Below are 16766 nucleotides of genomic sequence, written 5' to 3'. Positions count from 1 at the left end.
ATGGCGCTCCACCCAGACATCGATCCGATCGAGACCGCCGAGTGGGTCGACGCGCTGGAGGCCGTGATTCGCAACGACGGTCCCGACCGCGCCCGGCAGCTCCTCGAGGAGGTCTTCGCCGACGCGCGCCTGCGCGGCCTGCATCCGGCCGAGGATCTGAGCACGCCCTACGTCAACACGATCCCGGCCGACGCCGAGGTGCCGGTACCGGGCGATCACGACCTCGAGCACCGGGTGCGGTCGCTCGTGCGCTGGAACGCGATCGCGACGGTGCTCGGCGCCAACAAGGAGTCCTCGGAGCTCGGCGGCCACATCGCAAGCTTCCAGTCGGCGGCGACGCTGTATGAGATCGGCTTCAACCACTTCTGGCACGCGCCGTCGGCCGAGCACGGCGGCGACCTGGTGTTCATTCAGGGCCACTCGTCTCCTGGCATCTACGCCCGCGCGTTCCTCGAGGGCCGCATCTCCGAGGAGCAGATGCAGCGCTTCCGGACCGAGACCGACGTGCGCGCGCCCGGCCTCTCCTCCTACCCGCACCCCTGGCTGATGCCGGACTTCTGGCAGTTCCCCACCGTCTCGATGGGCCTCGGCCCGTTGATGGCGATCTACCAGGCGCGGTTCATGAAGTACTTGACCGGCCGCGGGATGAGCGACACGACCGGGCGCAAGGTCTGGGCCTTCATGGGCGACGGCGAGATGGACGAGCCGGAGTCGATGGGCGCGATCTCGCTAGCCGGCCGCGAGCACCTCGACAACCTCGTCTTCGTCGTCAACTGCAACCTGCAGCGCCTCGACGGCCCGGTTCGCGGCAACGGCAAGATCATCCAGGAGCTGGAAACCAACTTCCGCGGCGCCGGCTGGAACGTCATCAAGACGATTTGGGGTCGCCGCTGGGATCCGCTGCTGGCCGCCGACACCGAGGGCCGCCTCGTCAAGCGGATGGAGGAGGCCGTCGACGGCGAGTACCAGGTGTTCAAGTCGCGCGACGGCGCGTACGTCCGCGAGCACTTCTTCGGCGCCGACCCCGAGTTGGCCCGCATGGTCGAGGACTGGAGCGACGCCGAGATCTTCTCGCTCAACCGCGGTGGCCACGACCCGCAGAAGGTCTACAACGCCTACGCCCAGGCGGTCGCGCATACCGGGCAGCCGACCGTGATCCTCGCCAAGACGATCAAGGGCTATGGGATGGGGGAGTCCGGCGAGGGCCAGAACATCACCCACCAGGCCAAGAAGATGAACGAGAAGGCGCTGTTTGCCTTCCGCGACCGTTTTGGCCTGGACTTGTCAGATGATGAAGTCCGCGACGTCAGCTTCCACAAGCCGCCCGACGACGCGCCCGAGATGGCGTACTTGCGCGAGCGCCGCGCGCAGCTGGGCGGCTCGCTGCCCCAGCGCCGCACCGAGGCGCCGCCGCTGCCGGTCCCGGAGCTGAGTGCCTTCAAGGCCCAGCTCGACGGCACCGGCGAGCGTGAGATCTCCACGACGATGGCCTTCGTGCGGATCTTGTCCACCTTGGTCCGCGACAAGCAGCTGGGCCCGCACGTCGTGCCGATCGTCCCCGACGAGTCGCGCACCTTCGGCATGGAGGGGATGTTCCGCCAGCTGGGGATCTTCAGCCAGGTCGGCCAGCTCTACACGCCCCAGGATGCCGACCAGTTGATGTCCTACCGCGAGGACAAGTCCGGCCAGATCCTGCAGGAGGGGATCAACGAGCCGGGCGCGTTCTCCTCGTGGATCGCCGCGGCGACGTCGTATGCCAACCACAACGTCTCGATGCTGCCGTTCTACATCTACTACTCGATGTTCGGCTTCCAGCGCGTGGGCGACCTGGCGTGGGCCGCAGGAGACTCACGCGCGCGCGGGTTCCTGCTCGGAGGTACCGCAGGGCGCACGACGCTCAACGGCGAGGGGCTGCAGCACGAGGATGGTCACAGTCACATCCAGGCCGGGCTCATTCCCAATTGCATTGCCTACGACCCGGCCTATGCCTACGAGCTGGCCGTGATCATCCACGACGGCATGCGCCGGATGCTCACCGAGCACGAGGACGTCTTCTACTACCTGACGGTGATGAACGAGAACTACGCGATGCCGGCGATGCCCGATGGGGCGGAGGCGGGGATCCTGCGTGGGATGCATGCGGTCGCCGAGAGCGCCGAGGCGAAGGTGCAGCTGCTCGGCTCCGGGACGATCCTGCGTGAGGTGCTGGCGGGCGCCGCGCTGCTGCGCGAGGACTTCGGCGTGGAGTCGGACGTCTGGTCGGTCACGTCCTATACCGAGCTCCGTCGCGATGGGATGGAGGCCGAGCGCTACAACCGCCTCCATCCGACCGCCGAGCCGCGGCGCTCGTTCGTGGAGGAGTCGCTCGGTGGCCGGGCCGGGCCGGTCGTCGCCGCCACCGACTACATTCGCGCGCTGCCGGACGCCATCCGGCCGTGGGTAGACGCTCCCTTCACCGTGCTCGGGACCGACGGCTTCGGCCGCAGCGACTACCGCAAGGCCTTGCGCCGGTTCTTCGAGGTCGACCGCCACCACGTCGCCGTCGCCGCGCTGCACGCGCTCGGCCGCGAGGAGGATGCGAAGGCCGCGATCGAGAAGTACGGCATCGACCCCGAGACGGAGGCACCATGGCGGATCTGAAGCAGGTGACGGTCCCCGATATTGGCGACTTCTCCGACGTTGCCGTTGTTGAAGTCCATGTCGCCCAGGGCGATGAGGTCGCCGAGAACGACCCGCTCGTCACGCTGGAGACCGACAAGGCGACGATGGATGTGCCGGCGCCGTACGGAGGTGTCGTCGCCGAGGTGCTGCTGAAGGTGGGCGACGTCGCCTCGGAGGGGACGGTGGTGGTGACGCTGAGCCCGAGCGCCGAGGCGGCCGCGACCGCGGAGGCCGCGGCGCCCAGCGCTGTGCGCACCGCGGTGGCAGCCGAGGCGTCGGCGCGGCCAGCGCCCGCCGAGAAGGAGCCGCCGGCGCCCAAGGCCCCGGCGGCGTCCTCGGGCAACGGTGGGGATCCCGTCTACGCGAGCCCGTCGGTGCGCCGGCTGGCGCGCGAACTGGGCGTGGGCCTGGAGCGTGTGGAGGGCAGCGGGCGCAAGGGGCGGATCGTCGTCGAGGACGTGCGCGCGGTGGCCGAGGGCGGGGCGTCGGTCGGCGCCGCGGCTGGGAGTCCGTCGGGCGGTGACGGCGGCCTCGACCTCCTGCCCTGGCCCAAGGTCGACTTCGCCAAGTACGGCGAGATCGAGCGCGTGGAGCTGTCAAAGATCCGCAAGATCTCGGCGGCCAACCTGTCGCGCAACTGGGTCCGGATCCCGCATGTGACCCACAACGACGAGGCCGACGTCACCGACCTCGAGGCCTTCCGCAAGCAGCTCAACAGCGAACAGACCGACGTCAAGGTGACGATGGTTGCGCTACTGCTCAAGGCGGTCGTCTCGTCGTTGAAGGCCTTCCCCGACGTCAACGCGTCGCTGGACGGCGATGCGCTGGTGCGCAAGAAGTACTACCACTTGGGTTTTGCGGCCGACACGCCGAACGGGCTTGTCGTGCCGGTCGTCAAGGACGTCGACAAGAAGGGGCTGCTCGAGATCGCCGGTGAGCTGACCGAGCTGTCGGGCAAGGCCCGTGCGGGCAAGCTCGGCCCGGCCGAGATGGCGGGTGCGACGTTCACGATCTCCTCGCTGGGCGGTATCGGCGGCACGTCGTTTACCCCAATCGTCAATGCGCCCGAGGTGGCGATTCTCGGCGTGGTGCGCTCGGCGATGAAGCCGGTTTGGGATGGCAAGGAGTTCGTGCCGCGGCTGATGCTGCCGTTGTCACTGTCCTATGACCACCGAGTGATTGACGGCGCGGCGGCCGCGCGGTTCATCGCGCATCTGTCCGGCGTGTTGACCGATCTGCGGAGGGTCCTGTTGTGAGTACGCTCGACGTCCTCGTTCCTGACATTGGCGACTTCACCGACGTCCCCGTCGCCGAGATCCTCGTGGCCGTTGGCGAAGCCGTTGCCGCCGAGGATCCGCTCGTCGTCCTGGAGTCCGACAAGTCCTCGATGGAGATCCCGGCCCCGCAGGCGGGGACGGTCAAGGAGCTGAAGGTCGGCGTCGGCGACGCGGTCTCGGAGGGCAGCGCGCTGGTCGTGCTGGAGGTCGAGGCGGCTGCGCCGACGGCATCTGACGGCGCCGGCGCGCCGGCCGAAGCCGTGGAATCGCCAGCCGAACCCGCCACACCGCCATCGAGGGACGACGCAACCGGTCATCTGCCGGTTCAGTCGTCTCTCGACGCTGGTGGGGTGGCGGAGGTGGAGCGCGGTGATGTGCATGCCGGTGTGCTTGTGCTGGGCTCGGGGCCTGGTGGCTATGCGGCGGCGTTCCGCGCCGCCGACCTTGGCCTCGACGTCGTGATGGTCGAGCGCTACCCGATCCTGGGCGGCGTCTGCCTCAACGTCGGCTGCATCCCGTCCAAGGCGCTGCTGCATGTCGCAAAGGTCATCGCCGAGGCCGAGACCGCCGGTACGCATGGCGTCACCTTCACCAAGCCCGAGATCGACCTCGACGCGCTGCGCACCTGGAAGGAGGGCGTCGTCGCCAAGCTGACCGGCGGCCTCAAGCAGATGGCCAAGGGCCGCAAGGTGCAGGTCGTCACCGGCGAGGCGCGCTTCACCGGTCCCAACATGCTGGCAGTGCTCGGTGCCGACGGCGAGACGACGACGGTGTCGTTCGACAGCGCCATCGTCGCCGCCGGCTCGCGCTCGGTCCAGCTCGACGGCGTCCCGCACGACGATCCGCGCGTCATGGACTCCACCGGCGCGCTGGAGCTCGACGACATTCCGGAGCAGCTGCTCGTCGTCGGCGGCGGGATCATCGGGCTGGAGATGGCGACGGTCTATGACGCGCTGGGCTCGCAGGTGACCGTGGTCGAGCTGGCCGACGGGCTGATCCCGGGCGCCGATCGCGACCTCGTCAAGCCGCTGGCCAAGCGCATCGGCGCGCGTTACGCGGCGATCCACCTGGAGACCAAGGTGGACAAGATCGAGGCGCGGGACGACGGTCTCCACGCCACGTTCTCCGGTGAGGTCGAGGACGCCGTCTTCGATCGCGTGCTCGTCGCGGTTGGCCGGATCCCGAACGGCGCCTCGCTGGGCCTGGAGCACGCGGGCGTGCACGTCGACGACCGGGGCTTCCTTCCGGTCGACGCCCAGCAGCGGACCAACATCCAGCACATCTTTGCGATCGGCGATGTCGCCGGCGGCCCGATGCTCGCCCACAAGGCGACGGCCGAGGGCCACGTTGCCGCCGAGGTGATCGCCGGCCACGCAGCGGCCTTCGAGCCGCGCGGGATCCCGTCGGTCGCCTACACCGACCCGGAGGTCGCGTGGGTCGGGCTGACCGAGACCGAGGCTGCCGAGCGGTCCATCGCCTACGAGAAGTCGGTCTTCCCGTGGTCGGCCTCCGGCCGCGCGCTGGCGATCGACGGCGCCGACGGCCTAACCAAGCTGCTGCGTGACCCGGAGACAGGCCGCGTTCTGGGGGCCGGCATCGTCGGTCCCCACGCAGGCGACCTGATCGCCGAGCCGGGCTTTGCGCTGGAAATGGGCGCCGACGTCGCCGATCTCGGCCTGACGATCCACGCGCACCCGACGCTGAGCGAGACCATCATGTTGGCGGCCGAGATCGCCGACGGTACGATCACCGATCTCCCGAACAAAGCCGCGATCCGCGCGGCGAAGGCCAAAACCAAGTCCTAGGACATGCGCGTCAACCGCACCTTCTGCTTCCTCGACCTCTGTGGCTTCACGGCGTTCACCGACGAGTTCGGTGATCAGGAGGCGGTCGCGGTGCTCGGCCACCTGCGGGCGGTCCTGCGGGCCGAGGCCGAGGACGCTGGCGTGCGCGTGACCAAGTGGCTGGGCGACGGCGCGATGCTGTCGGGCGTCGACGCGACCGCGGTGATCGCCTGCGCGGCGAGCGTCCGCGACGTCCTGCTGACCGATGGCCGGCTCGCGCTGCGCGGCGGCATCTGCGAGGGCAAGGTCATCATGTTCGAGGGTGACGACTACATCGGCGCGGCCGTCAACGTCGCGGCGCGGTTGTGCACCGAGGCGGGCCCGGGGCAGCTGCTGGTCAACGGCGGCGCCGCGACTTCGGTGCCCGCCCATCTCTCACCGGTCGCGCTGGGTGCGATCACCGTGCCGGGCGTCTCGCAGTCGATCGACGTCTACGCGCTGGATCCGGACGCCGTCGCCGCCGCCGAGTAGCTCACACCGGCTCCAGCCGGACGACCACCGACTTGGAGGTCGGCGTGTTGCTGACGTCCGCTGTCGATTCCAGCGGAACGAGCGGATTGGTCTCGGGGTAGTAGGCAGCCGCGCAGCCGCGCGCCGTCGGGTAGGCGACGATGCGGAAGCGCTCGGCGCGGCGCTCCTCCTCGCGCCACTCGGAGACGAGGTCGACCGTCTGGCCGTCGGCGAGGCCGAGCGCGGCGAGGTCCTCCGGATGCACCAGCACCACGCGGCGGCCGGACTTGATGCCGCGGTAGCGGTCGTTGAGGCCGTAGATGGTGGTGTTGTACTGGTCGTGGGAGCGGATCGACTGCAGCAGCAGGCGCCCCGGCGGCGTGCGCACGACCTCGAGCGTGTTGGCTGTCAGCCGCGCGCGGCCGGTCGGGGTGGTGAAGCGGCGCTCGTCGCGCGGCGGGTGCGGGAGCGCGAAGCCGCCATCGTGATCGAGACGCGTCTCGAAGTCCTCGAAGCCGGGGATGGTGCGGGAGATGGCGGCACGGATCAACCGGTAGTCGCCGGCAAAGGCGGCCCACGGGATCTGCCGCGCGGCCGCGGTGCGCAGGCGCGCGCCGAGCCGCGCGACGATCGCGACCTCGGAGAGCAGCTGCGGCGAGCCTGGTGCGAGCGTGCCGGCCGAGGCGTGCACGACGCCCATCGAGTCCTCGACCGAGACGCGCTGCAGGCCGGTGGCCTGCTCGTCGCGCTCGGTGCGCCCAAGCGTCGGGAGGATCAGCGCCCGGCGACCGGTCACGAGATGCGAGCGGTTGAGCTTGGTGGAGATCTGCACCGTCAGTCGCTGGGCGCGCAGCCCCTCGGCGGTCGCGTGCGTGTCGGGCGCGGCGGTGAGGAAGTTGCCGCCTAGCGCGAAGAAGACGTGCGTCTGACCGGCGCGCATGGCGCGGATCGCGTCGACGACGTCGAGTCCGTGCTCGGCCGGCGGCGTGAACGAGAACTCGTCCCCGAGCGCCTGGAGAAACGCGGGTGAGGGCTGCTCGTAGATGCCCATCGTGCGGTCGCCCTGGACGTTGCTGTGGCCGCGGACCGGGCAGACGCCGGCGCCCTCGCGGCCGATGTTGCCGCGCAGCAGCAGGAAGTTGACGATCTCGCGGATCGTCGCGACCGAGTTCTTGTGCTGGGTCAACCCCATGGCCCAGCAGACGATCGTGCGCTCCGAGATCGCGGCGAGGTCGACGACCGCCTCGATCTCGGCGGCGTCCAGGCCGGTGGCCTCGGCGACGAGGTCACCGTCGAGCCCGGCGATCTCCGCCGCCCACTCCTCGAAGCCCTCGCACGAGGCGTCGATGAACGCGTGGTCGAGCGCGTCACGCTCCAGCAGCGACTTGTTCATCGCCTTGAACAGCGCGAGGTCGCCGTTGACGCGGATCTGCAGGAAGTGGTCGGCCAGCGCGGTCCCGCGGCCGACGATGCCGCGCGGCAGCTGCGGGTTCTTGAAGCGCAGCAGTCCCGCCTCGGGCAGCGGGTTGACCGCCACGATCTTCGCGCCGTGGCGCTTGGCCTCCTCCAGCGCGGAGAGCATCCTGGGGTGGTTGGTCCCCGGGTTCTGCCCGACGACGAAGATCAGGTCGGCCGCGTGGACGTCCTCGAGCGTGACACTGCCCTTGCCGATGCCGATCGTCTCGGTCAGCGCCGAGCCCGAGGACTCGTGGCACATGTTCGAGCAGTCCGGCAGGTTGTTGGTGCCGAACGTGCGGACGAGCAACTGGTACAGGAACGCGGCCTCGTTGCTCGTGCGCCCCGAGGTGTAGAAGACGGCCTCGTCGGGCGCGTCGAGCGCGTGCAGCTCTTCGGCGACGAGGTCGAGCGCATCGTCCCAACTGATCGGCCGGTAGTGGGTCGCGCCGGCGTCGAGCAGCATCGGCTCGGTCAAGCGGCCCTGGCGCCCAAGCCAGAAGTCCGGCTGCCCGGCCAGCTCGGCGACGCTGTGGCGGGCGAAGAAGTCGGGCGTGCAGCGCGCCTTGGTCGCCTCCTCGGCGACGGCCTTCGCGCCGTTCTCGCAGAACTCGGCGATGTGCGGATGGCCGGGCTCGGGCCAGGCGCAGCCGGGGCAGTCGAAACCCTGGGGCTGGTTGAGCCGGCGCAGCGTCTGGGCGGTGCGGACCGGGCCCATCTGCTGCAGCGCGAGCTTCGCGGCGTAGGCGACCGCCGGCACTCCGGCGGCGGTGCGCTCGGGCGCCTCGACCTCCAGCTCCGGCTCGTCGCCGGCAGGCGCGACATCGTGGCTGCTCATGCGATCTGCTCCAGGGTATCGCCGCCTTGCTAGGCGTGTGGAGCGTCGCGGCGTAGGGTCCGCGGCGTGAGCGACGGTGCGGCAGCGCAGGCCACGGGCGTCAGCGAGCTGAGCGCGGGGCGGACCGCGTGGGCGCGCAATCTCGCCGCGCCGATCCGCGGCTTCCTGCACGCTGAGACGGGTGGCGCGATCGCGCTCGTCGTCGCGGCGATCGCGGCGCTGCTGTGGTCCAACTCGCCGTGGAGCGACTCCTACACCTCGGTCTGGGAGACGCGCCTGGCGGTCGAGCTCGGCCATCACGGGATCGCGTTGGACCTGCGCGAGTGGGTCAACCAGGGATTGATGACGCTCTTCTTCCTCGTCGTCGGGCTGGAGGCCAAGCGCGAGCTCGACCTCGGCGAGCTGCGCGAGCGCCAGCGGCTGGCGATCCCGGTCATGGCCGGGCTCGGCGGGATGGCTGCGGCTGCGGCCGTCTACCTGGCGATCAACGCGGGTGGCGAGGGTGCCGGCGGCTGGGGCGCGGCGATCTCGACCGACACGGCGCTGGCGCTGGGCGCGCTGGCGCTGGTCACGCGCGGGCGCGCGATCCGGCTGCGCGTCTTCCTGCTGACGGTTGTGGTCATCGACGACCTCGTGGCGCTGCTGGTGATCGCGGTGGTCTACACGGACACCATCGATGTCGTGGCGCTCGCGGTCGCGCTCGGCTTCTTCGCGGCGCTCTTCGGCCTGCGCTGGGCGGGCCCGTGGCGCACACCGGTTGCGGCCGCGGTCGGCATCGGGATGTGGGTCGCGCTGCTGGAGTCGGGGATCGATCCGGTCATCTCCGGGCTCGTCGTCGGCCTGGTGACCAGCGCCTACCCGCCCTCGCGCGACGATCTCGAGCGCAGCACCGAGCTGACGCGCTCCTTCCGCGAGCAGCCGACGCCGGAGCTCGCCTACTCCGCGCGCGCGAGCCTGACCTCGGCGATCTCGCTCAACGAGCGCCTGCAGTATCGGCTGCTGCCGTGGACGAGCAAGGTCGTCGTGCCGCTCTTCGCGCTGGCCAACGCGGGGATCCACTTCACCTCGGCGCTGCTGTCGGACGCGGTCTCCTCGCCGGTCACGCTCGGCATCGTCGCGGCCTACGTGATCGGCAAGCCGGTCGGGATCCTCGGCGCCGCGTGGCTCGGCACGCGCACGTGGTGGTTCGGCGGCGGCCGGCTGACGGTCACGTGGCCGGCGCTGGTCGGGACCGCGGCCTCGGCGGGCATCGGCTTCACGGTCTCGTTGTTGGTGGCGTCGTTGGCGTTCAGCGGTGGGTTGCTCGACCAGGCCAAGTTCGGCGTGATGGCGGCGGCGGTGCTGTCCCCGGGGCTGGCCTGGCTGGCCTTCAAGGTGATGGCGCGGCTGCCGGCCGAGACCCGCGCCCGCCAGCTCGGCGCGACCGCCGAGCAGATCATCGACCTCGCCGAGGACGTCGATCCCGAGCGCGACCACCTCCGCGGCGCGGTCGATGCGCCGGTCACGCTTGTCGAGTACGGCGACTTCCAGTGCCCGTACTGCGCGGCCGCTGCGCCGCTGATCGCCAAGCTGCTCGATCACTTCGGTGACGAACTGCGCTACGTGTGGCGCCACCTGCCGCTGACCGACGTCCATCCCGCGGCGCAGGTGGCCGCCGAGGCGGCTGAGGCGGCGAGCGCTCAGGGTCGGTTTTGGGAGCTGCACGACCTGCTGCTCGGTGACGAGGGGACCCTCGCGATCAGCGACATCTACCGCCATGCCTCGTCGCTGGAGCTGGACATCGCGCAGTTCTCTGACGACCTCAACCACCGTCGCCATGCGCGGCGCGTCGCCGAAGATGTCCAGAGCGCCGACGCCAGCGGCGTCTCCGGCACGCCCACGTTCTTCATCAACGGCCGCCGCCACCAGGGCGTCTATGACGTCGACACGCTCACGCGCGAGCTCAAGACGGCGGCGCGGGCCGGCCGCGCTCAGGCGGCGACGATGAGCGCGACGTAGCCGTCGGCGATCTCGGCGGCGCTCAGGCGGCCGCGGGGTCGGTACCACTGGGCGGTGTGGTTGACCATCCCGAGCAGGGCGGCGAGCGAGAGGCGCGCGTCGGCGAGGCGGGCGTTGCCGTCGGCGTGCACGCGCTCCAGGACGGATTCCATGAGCCGCTCGAACTGCTTGCGACGGTCGCGGACCTGGCGCCACTGGTCGCCGTGGTCGATCACGTGGCGCTCCTGCTGGAAGACGAGCATGTGGTTGCGGCGCTCGATGACGTGGGTGACCCAGAGGTGCAGGAGGGCTTGCAGTTGCGTTGCCCCGGCGTCGTCGCTTGCCGTGATGGCCCGGGCGTCGTCGAGCAGCGGGTCCATCAGCTGGTCGCAGATCGCGATCAGCAGCTGCTCCTTGGACCCGAAGTAGTGGTACAGGCTGCCGGCGGCGAGGCCGAGCTCGTCGGCGAGCTGGGGCACCGAGGTCTGGTCGTAGCCGTGGAGGGCGAAGACGCGCGCGGCGTCGAGCACGACCTGGGCCTGACGGCGGTCGTAGCGCTCCCGCAGGGCGGTGCGGTCGGGCTTCGGCGGCATCGGTGCCCGATGATAGCGACCGTGTCGAACGAGCATTCGAAATCTGAATGATCATTCGGTATGCTCGCGAGCATGCTGTTCGATCTCGACGATGACACCCAGCTGCTCCAACGCACGGTCCGCGACTTCGCGGTGGGGGAGGTGGCGCCGGTGGCCGAGGAGCTCGACCGGACCAAGGCGTTCCCCTATGAGTTGGTGAGCAAGATGGGGGCCTTGGGTTGGATGGGCATTCCGTTCCCCGAGGAGGTCGGGGGCGCGGGCGGCACATCGCTGCAGTACGCGATCGCCGTCGAGGAGTTGACGCGCATCGACTCGTCGGTCGCCATCACGATGTGCGCGCACACCTCGTTGGGCACGCAGCCGATCTACCTCTTCGGCTCCGACGAGCAGAAGGCGCGGCTGCTGCCCGACCTCTGCGCGGGGCGCAAGCTCGGCGCCTTCGGGCTGACCGAGCCTGAGGCGGGGTCCGATGCCGGCAACGTCAAGACGCGGGCCGCGCTGGACGGCGACGAGTGGGTGGTCGACGGCGCCAAGCAGTTCATCACCAACGCGGGCACCGAGATCTCCGGCCACGTCGCGATCACGGCGAAGACCGGCGAGAACGAGATCTCCAACATCATCGTCGAGAACGGCACCGCCGGCTACGAACAGGGCACGCCGTACCGCAAGATGGGGTGGAACGCGTCGGACACGCGACCGCTGGTCTTCGAGGGTTGCCGCGTTCCCGAGGACAACCTGCTCGGCCCGCGCGGCGCCGGCTTCAAGCAGTTCCTCCATATCTTGGACATCGGCCGCATCGGGGTCGCGGCGATGGGCGTGGGCCTGGCGCAGGGTGCGCTGGACGAGGCGCTGAAGTACGCCAAGGAGCGTAAGGCGTTCGGCCAGTCGATCAGCAAGTTCCAGGCGATCCAGGGCAAGTTGTCCGACATGGCGACCGAGATCGAGGCGGCGCGGCTGCTGACCTACAAGGCCGCGTGGCTCAAGGACCAGGGCCGGAACTTCTCGTTGACCGCCGCGCAGGCCAAGCTGAAGACGGGACGGTTGGCGGTGCGGTGCACCGAGGAGGCCGTGCAGATCCACGGCGGCTACGGCTTCATCGAGGAGTACCCGGTGTGTCGGTTCTACCGTGACGCCAAGATCCTCACGATCGGCGAGGGCACCGACGAGGTCCAGCAGATGGTCATCGCCCGCGCGCTCGGCGCGTAGGACATCATGTCGCTGCCGGCGTCGGTCAAGATCCGCGAGGTGGGGCCGCGTGACGGGTTCCAGAACGAGCCCGAGGTGATCGGGACGGCGGACAAGGTGCGGCTGGTCGATCTGCTGGCGCGCACCGGTGTGCCGCGGCTGGAGGTGACATCGTTCGTACGTGCCGACGTCATCCCGCAGTTGGCCGACGGCGTTGAGGTGCTCTCGCGCATGGACGTTCCCGATGAGGTCGATGTCACCGTGCTCGTGCCCAACGAGCGCGGCTTTGACAACGCGCTGGCCTTGCGCGATCGCTTCCAGGAGGTCAACTGCTTTTTGAGCGCGAGCGAGTCCCATAACAAGGCCAACGTGAACCGCTCGATCGAGGAGTCGTTGCGCGGGCTGGAGCGGGTGATCGGCCGGGCCGTGGCTGAAGGGCTGCGGGCCGAAGGTGTCATCAGCGTGGCGTTCGGCTGCCCGTATGAGGGGCATGTGCCGCCGGAGCGTGTCTTCGCGATCGCCGAGCGGCTGATCGCGGCGGGCGCGGCGGAGATCGCGTTCGGTGACACGACCGGCATGGCCAACCCGGTGCAGGTGCGGTCGTTCTTCTCAGACGCGCGGGAAGCGTTGGGCGATGACGTCGAGTTGACCGCCCACTTCCACAACACGCGCGGCCAGGGGCTGGCCAACGTGTACGCGGCGCTGGAGGCCGGCTGCGCGTCGTTCGAGTCGAGCTTCGGCGAGCTGGGCGGCTGCCCGGTGCCCGCGGGCGCGACGGGCAACATCGCGACCGAGGACCTCGTGTCGATGCTGCACGAGATGGGGATCGCGACGGGGATCGACTTGGGGTTGTTGCTGGAGGCGGCACGTGCGGCGCGCGATGTCCTCGGCCGGCCGTTGGGCAGCCACACGCTCGTGGCTGGTCCCGTGGATTGGCATGACGCGCATGCATGAGCTGAGCCCGGTCCTGATCGCCAACCGTGGCGAGATCGCGATGCGGGTTGCGCGGACGGTCCACGCGCTGGGCCTGACGAGTGTGGGGGTGGTCACCGAAGCTGATAACGGGTCTGCTCATGCCGACGCGTGCGACATGGTGGTGTCGATCGCCTCCTACCTCGATCCGGAGGAGTTGCTACGTGCCGCGCGGCTCAGCGGCGCACGCTCGGTGCACCCTGGCTTCGGCTTCTTGAGCGAGAATGCAGCCTTTGCGCGGGCTGTGGTCGCGGCGGGGCTGGTGTGGATCGGCCCGCCCCCGGAGGCGATCGAGCTGATGGGTGACAAGGGCGCGGCCAAGGATGCGGCGGTGGCCGCGGGCGTCCCGGTGGTGCCTGCCGGCGACGACGGTGGCTTTCCCGTGGTCGTCAAGGCGGTGGCGGGCGGTGGCGGCAAGGGCATGAGGGTGGTGCGCTTCGCCGGCGAGTTGGTCGAGGCGACGGCCGCCGCGCAGCGCGAGGCGCTGGCCGCGTTCGGCGACGATCGCGTGATCGTCGAGCGTTACCTCGAGCGGCCGCGGCACATCGAGATCCAGGTGCTCGCCGACGCTCACGGCGCGTGCGTCCATCTCGGCGAGCGCGAGTGCTCCTTGCAGCGGCGCCATCAGAAGGTGGTCGAGGAGGCGCCGTCGCCGGTCGTCGACGCGGCGCTGCGTGCGCGGATGGGAGAGGCGGCGGTCGCCCTCGCGCAGGCGTGCGGGTACGTCGGGGCCGGCACCGTCGAGTTCATCGCCGCCGGAGACGATCCGAGCGATTTCGCGTTCTTGGAGATGAACACGCGGTTGCAGGTCGAGCATCCGGTGACCGAGCTGGTCTACGGCGTCGACCTCGTCGAGCAGCAACTGCGCGTCGCGGCGGGTGAGCCGCTGGCGCTGGACCAGGGCTCGTTGCAACCCAGCGGTCATGCCATCGAGGCACGGCTGTACGCCGAGGATCCGGCCGCCGGCTTCCTGCCCGCGGTCGGCACGGTACGCGTCTATCGCGAGCCGGACGGGAACGGCGTGCGCGTGGACTCCGGCATCCGCGCCGGCAGCGTGGTCGGCACGTCGTATGACCCGATGCTGGCCAAGGTGATCGCCCACGGGCCCGACCGCGCGACCGCGCTGGCCCGCCTCGACCGTGCGCTGGCGAGCTACGTGATCGCCGGCGTGACCACCAACGCTGCGTTCTCACGGGCGCTGCTGGCGCGGGAGGACGTCCGCGCCGGAGAGCAGGACACGGGGCTGCTGGAGCGTGTCCTGGCCGAGCTGGCGGTGGCGCCGCCGGAGGATCTGGCGGCTGCCGCGATGGTCGCGGCGGCGGGAAGCGCCCGGCCGGCAGGACCGTGGCGGCGCGCGCTCGACGGGCACGGCGAGGCACGCGTCGGCGACGGTCGCGTGAGCGTCGGCGACCACTCGTGGGCGGCGGCTGGACCGCGGGCGGTCATGGCTGCCGAGCCGGTCGATGCCGGAGCGCGCGCAGCGAGCGCCGCTGGGGCGACCGACGCAGGCGCCGCAGCCGGCGACGGCTTCGTCGGCGAGTACTTCATCGTCTTGGACGGCGTCCAGCGCCGCTACGCCCTCGCCGTCTCCGACGACGCCGTCTGGGTTGCCCGCGATGGTCATCATCTTGAGGTCCGCACCGAGCGCCACGTGCGCGGTGGCGCCGGCGCCGCGGCCGGCTCGCTGGAGGCGCCGATGCCCGGCACCGTCCTGCTCGTCCATGTCGCCGACGGTGACACCGTTGCCGAGGGCGATGTCCTGCTCGTCCTGGAGTCGATGAAGATGGAGCTGTCAATCACCGCGCCGCACGCGGGCACCGTCGCGGGCCTGGCGCTCACGCCCGGCGATCGCGTCGCGCTCAAGCAGCCGCTCGTGGCGGTTGTGGCACAGGAGGCGTCGGCATGACCGACACCACCACCTACCGCGACGGCCACCTCACGCTGCTCGCCGACCTCCAAGAGCGCTTGGAGCGCGTGCGCGCCGGCGGTGGCGAGCGGTCGCGCGAGCGGCACCTCTCGCGCGGCAAGCTGCTGCCGCGTGACCGCGTCGAGCGGGTCTGCGATCCGGGCGCGCCGTTCCTCGAGCTGTCGGCGTTGGCCGCCGAGGAGCTCTATGACGGCGACGCGCCCGGCGCGGGGATCGTCACGGGCATCGGCACGGTCTGCGGGCGACATGTTGTCGTGGTTGCCAACGACGCGACCGTCAAGGGCGGGACCTACTACCCCATGACGGTCAAGAAGCACCTGCGTGCGCAAGAGATTGCGTTGACCAATCGGTTGCCGTGCGTCTACCTGGTCGACTCCGGCGGTGCGTTCCTACCGATGCAAGACGAGGTCTTCCCTGACCGCGAGCACTTCGGGCGGATCTTCTACAACCAGGCCCAGATGTCAGCGCGCGCGATCCCGCAGGTCGCCTGCGTCATGGGCTCCTGCACCGCGGGCGGCGCGTACGTGCCGGCGATGAGCGACGAGACGGTCATCGTCCGCGAGCAGGGCACGATCTTTCTCGGAGGCCCGCCGCTGGTGAAGGCGGCAACCGGGGAGATCGTCACCGCCGAAGAGCTCGGCGGCGGCGATGTGCACGCCCGGACTTCTGGCGTCGTCGACCACCTGGCCGACGACGACGAGCACGCGCTGGAGATCGTGCGACGGATCGTCGACACGCTGCCCGCAGAGCCTTCGGCTCCTTGGGAGCGGCGTGCGCCACGTCCGTCGCTGGAGGATCCGGCGACGATCCTCGACGTCGTCCCGACCGACAGCCGCACACCGTATGACGTCCGCGAGATCATGAAGCGCTTGGTCGACGGCGGCGAGCTGCAGGAGTTCAAGGAGCTCTACGGGACCACGGTCGTCTGCGCCTTCGGGCATCTCGACGGCCATCCGATCGGCATCATCGGCAACAACGGGATCCTGTTCAGCGAGTCCTCGCTGAAGGCCGCGCACTTCGTCGAGCTCTGCGATCGCCGTGGGATCCCGCTGTTGTTCTTGCAGAACATCTCGGGCTTCATGGTCGGCAAGGACTACGAGGCCGGCGGCATCGCCAAGGACGGCGCGAAGTTCGTCACCGCGGTCTCGTGTGCGCGCGTCCCCAAGCTCACCGTCATCGTCGGCGGCTCCTTCGGTGCCGGCAACTACGGCATGTGCGGCCGCGCCTACTCACCGCGGTTCTTGTTCATGTGGCCCAACGCGCGTATCTCGGTGATGGGCGGTGAGCAGGCTGCGACGGTCATGACCGAGGTCGGCCAGCCCGAGACCGGCGCGGCGCTGCGTGAGCAGTACGAGCGCCAGGGGCGCCCGACCTATTCGACGGCGCGGCTATGGGACGACGGCATCATCGACCCGCGCGAGACGCGCGCGGTCCTCGCTCAATGTCTCGCGGCCTGTGCGAACGCGCCGCTGGAGGACGTGAGCAACGGGATCTTCCGCATGTAAACGCGAAGCTGGCGCAAGGGTTGCCAACGCGCGCTCGGCAGGAATAGGGTCGGACCCGAACGATCGCCCCTAGAGAAGCGGA

At 70.1% G+C, this 16766-nt stretch carries 11 protein-coding genes; 9 read left to right on the top strand and 2 right to left on the bottom strand.

Annotated features, from left to right (window positions below; all coding sequences use genetic code 11):
- From aceE to VGO10_RS02150, 4 genes are read left to right on the top strand one after another with little or no spacing between them, the layout of a single operon-like run.
- Positions 1 to 2640, top strand: a complete 2640-nt coding sequence (gene aceE / locus VGO10_RS02170) for a pyruvate dehydrogenase (acetyl-transferring), homodimeric type (RefSeq protein ID WP_327464673.1) — start codon at positions 1 to 3, stop codon at positions 2638 to 2640.
- Positions 2628 to 3917 carry a dihydrolipoyllysine-residue acetyltransferase gene (gene aceF / locus VGO10_RS02165; protein WP_327464671.1) on the top strand — a complete coding sequence of 430 codons (1290 nt, stop codon included), beginning with the start codon at positions 2628 to 2630 and terminating at the stop codon, positions 3915 to 3917. The genes aceE and aceF overlap by 13 nt, the downstream gene beginning before the upstream one ends.
- Positions 3914 to 5743, top strand: coding sequence for a dihydrolipoyl dehydrogenase (gene lpdA, locus VGO10_RS02155; protein ID WP_349258911.1), 1830 nt, complete (start codon positions 3914 to 3916; stop codon positions 5741 to 5743). Before aceF ends, lpdA begins: the two co-directional genes overlap by 4 nt.
- A 3-nt stretch (positions 5744 to 5746) precedes the next feature.
- Entirely contained in the window at positions 5747 to 6253 is a 507-nt protein-coding gene (locus tag VGO10_RS02150) for an adenylate/guanylate cyclase domain-containing protein (protein WP_327464669.1), read from the top strand.
- A gap of 1 nt (position 6254) precedes the next feature.
- Here the strand turns inward: VGO10_RS02150 and VGO10_RS02145 are convergent, their stop codons facing one another.
- Positions 6255 to 8525, bottom strand: a complete 2271-nt coding sequence (locus tag VGO10_RS02145; protein ID WP_327464667.1) for an FdhF/YdeP family oxidoreductase — start codon at positions 8523 to 8525, stop codon at positions 6255 to 6257.
- A gap of 66 nt (positions 8526 to 8591) precedes the next feature.
- On the opposite strand from VGO10_RS02145, the gene VGO10_RS02140 reads away from it, so the two are divergent.
- Positions 8592 to 10523, top strand: coding sequence for a Na+/H+ antiporter NhaA (locus VGO10_RS02140; RefSeq protein WP_327464664.1), 1932 nt, complete (start codon positions 8592 to 8594; stop codon positions 10521 to 10523).
- Here the strand turns inward: VGO10_RS02140 and VGO10_RS02135 are convergent.
- Positions 10496 to 11095 carry a TetR/AcrR family transcriptional regulator gene (locus VGO10_RS02135; protein ID WP_327464662.1) on the bottom strand — a complete coding sequence of 200 codons (600 nt, stop codon included), beginning with the start codon at positions 11093 to 11095 and terminating at the stop codon, positions 10496 to 10498. The two genes, VGO10_RS02140 and VGO10_RS02135, sit on opposite strands and share 28 nt — an antisense overlap.
- 72 nt (positions 11096 to 11167) lie before the next feature.
- Between VGO10_RS02135 and VGO10_RS02130 the strand changes: the two genes are divergently transcribed.
- Genes VGO10_RS02130 through VGO10_RS02115 form a run of 4 tightly spaced genes read left to right on the top strand, consistent with a single transcriptional unit; the run spans position 11168 to position 16684 of the window.
- Complete coding sequence (locus VGO10_RS02130) at positions 11168 to 12301, top strand: acyl-CoA dehydrogenase family protein (protein WP_327464660.1); 1134 nt, start codon at positions 11168 to 11170, stop codon at positions 12299 to 12301.
- 6 nt (positions 12302 to 12307) lie between these two features.
- Entirely contained in the window at positions 12308 to 13234 is a 927-nt protein-coding gene (locus tag VGO10_RS02125) for a hydroxymethylglutaryl-CoA lyase (RefSeq protein WP_327464658.1), read from the top strand.
- Positions 13227 to 15158, top strand: coding sequence for an acetyl/propionyl/methylcrotonyl-CoA carboxylase subunit alpha (locus VGO10_RS02120; RefSeq protein ID WP_327464657.1), 1932 nt, complete (start codon positions 13227 to 13229; stop codon positions 15156 to 15158). Before VGO10_RS02125 ends, VGO10_RS02120 begins: the two co-directional genes overlap by 8 nt.
- Positions 15155 to 16684, top strand: a complete 1530-nt coding sequence (locus VGO10_RS02115; protein ID WP_327464655.1) for a carboxyl transferase domain-containing protein — start codon at positions 15155 to 15157, stop codon at positions 16682 to 16684. Before VGO10_RS02120 ends, VGO10_RS02115 begins: the two co-directional genes overlap by 4 nt.
- Positions 16685 to 16766 lie beyond the last annotated feature (82 nt).

Origin of the sequence: Baekduia sp., assembly GCF_035996765.1 — a bacterium.
Classification (GTDB): domain Bacteria; phylum Actinomycetota; class Thermoleophilia; order Solirubrobacterales; family Solirubrobacteraceae; genus Baekduia.
The sequence above is the reverse complement of the archived record's forward strand: the minus strand, read 5'-3'. Positions and strand labels throughout refer to the sequence as shown.

What these genes read in the sequence shown, in the direction of transcription:
- aceE (WP_327464673.1), top strand. Translation starts at nt 1, where the DNA reads ATGGCGCTCCACCCAGACATCGATCCGATCGAGACCGCCGAGTGGGTC.
- VGO10_RS02115 (WP_327464655.1), top strand. Translation starts at nt 15,155, where the DNA reads ATGACCGACACCACCACCTACCGCGACGGCCACCTCACGCTGCTCGCC.
- VGO10_RS02145 (WP_327464667.1), bottom strand. Translation starts at nt 8,525, where the DNA reads ATGAGCAGCCACGATGTCGCGCCTGCCGGCGACGAGCCGGAGCTGGAG.
- aceF (WP_327464671.1), top strand. Translation starts at nt 2,628, where the DNA reads ATGGCGGATCTGAAGCAGGTGACGGTCCCCGATATTGGCGACTTCTCC.
- VGO10_RS02135 (WP_327464662.1), bottom strand. Translation starts at nt 11,095, where the DNA reads ATGCCGCCGAAGCCCGACCGCACCGCCCTGCGGGAGCGCTACGACCGC.
- VGO10_RS02120 (WP_327464657.1), top strand. Translation starts at nt 13,227, where the DNA reads ATGCATGAGCTGAGCCCGGTCCTGATCGCCAACCGTGGCGAGATCGCG.
- VGO10_RS02150 (WP_327464669.1), top strand. Translation starts at nt 5,747, where the DNA reads ATGCGCGTCAACCGCACCTTCTGCTTCCTCGACCTCTGTGGCTTCACG.
- VGO10_RS02125 (WP_327464658.1), top strand. Translation starts at nt 12,308, where the DNA reads ATGTCGCTGCCGGCGTCGGTCAAGATCCGCGAGGTGGGGCCGCGTGAC.
- VGO10_RS02130 (WP_327464660.1), top strand. Translation starts at nt 11,168, where the DNA reads ATGCTGTTCGATCTCGACGATGACACCCAGCTGCTCCAACGCACGGTC.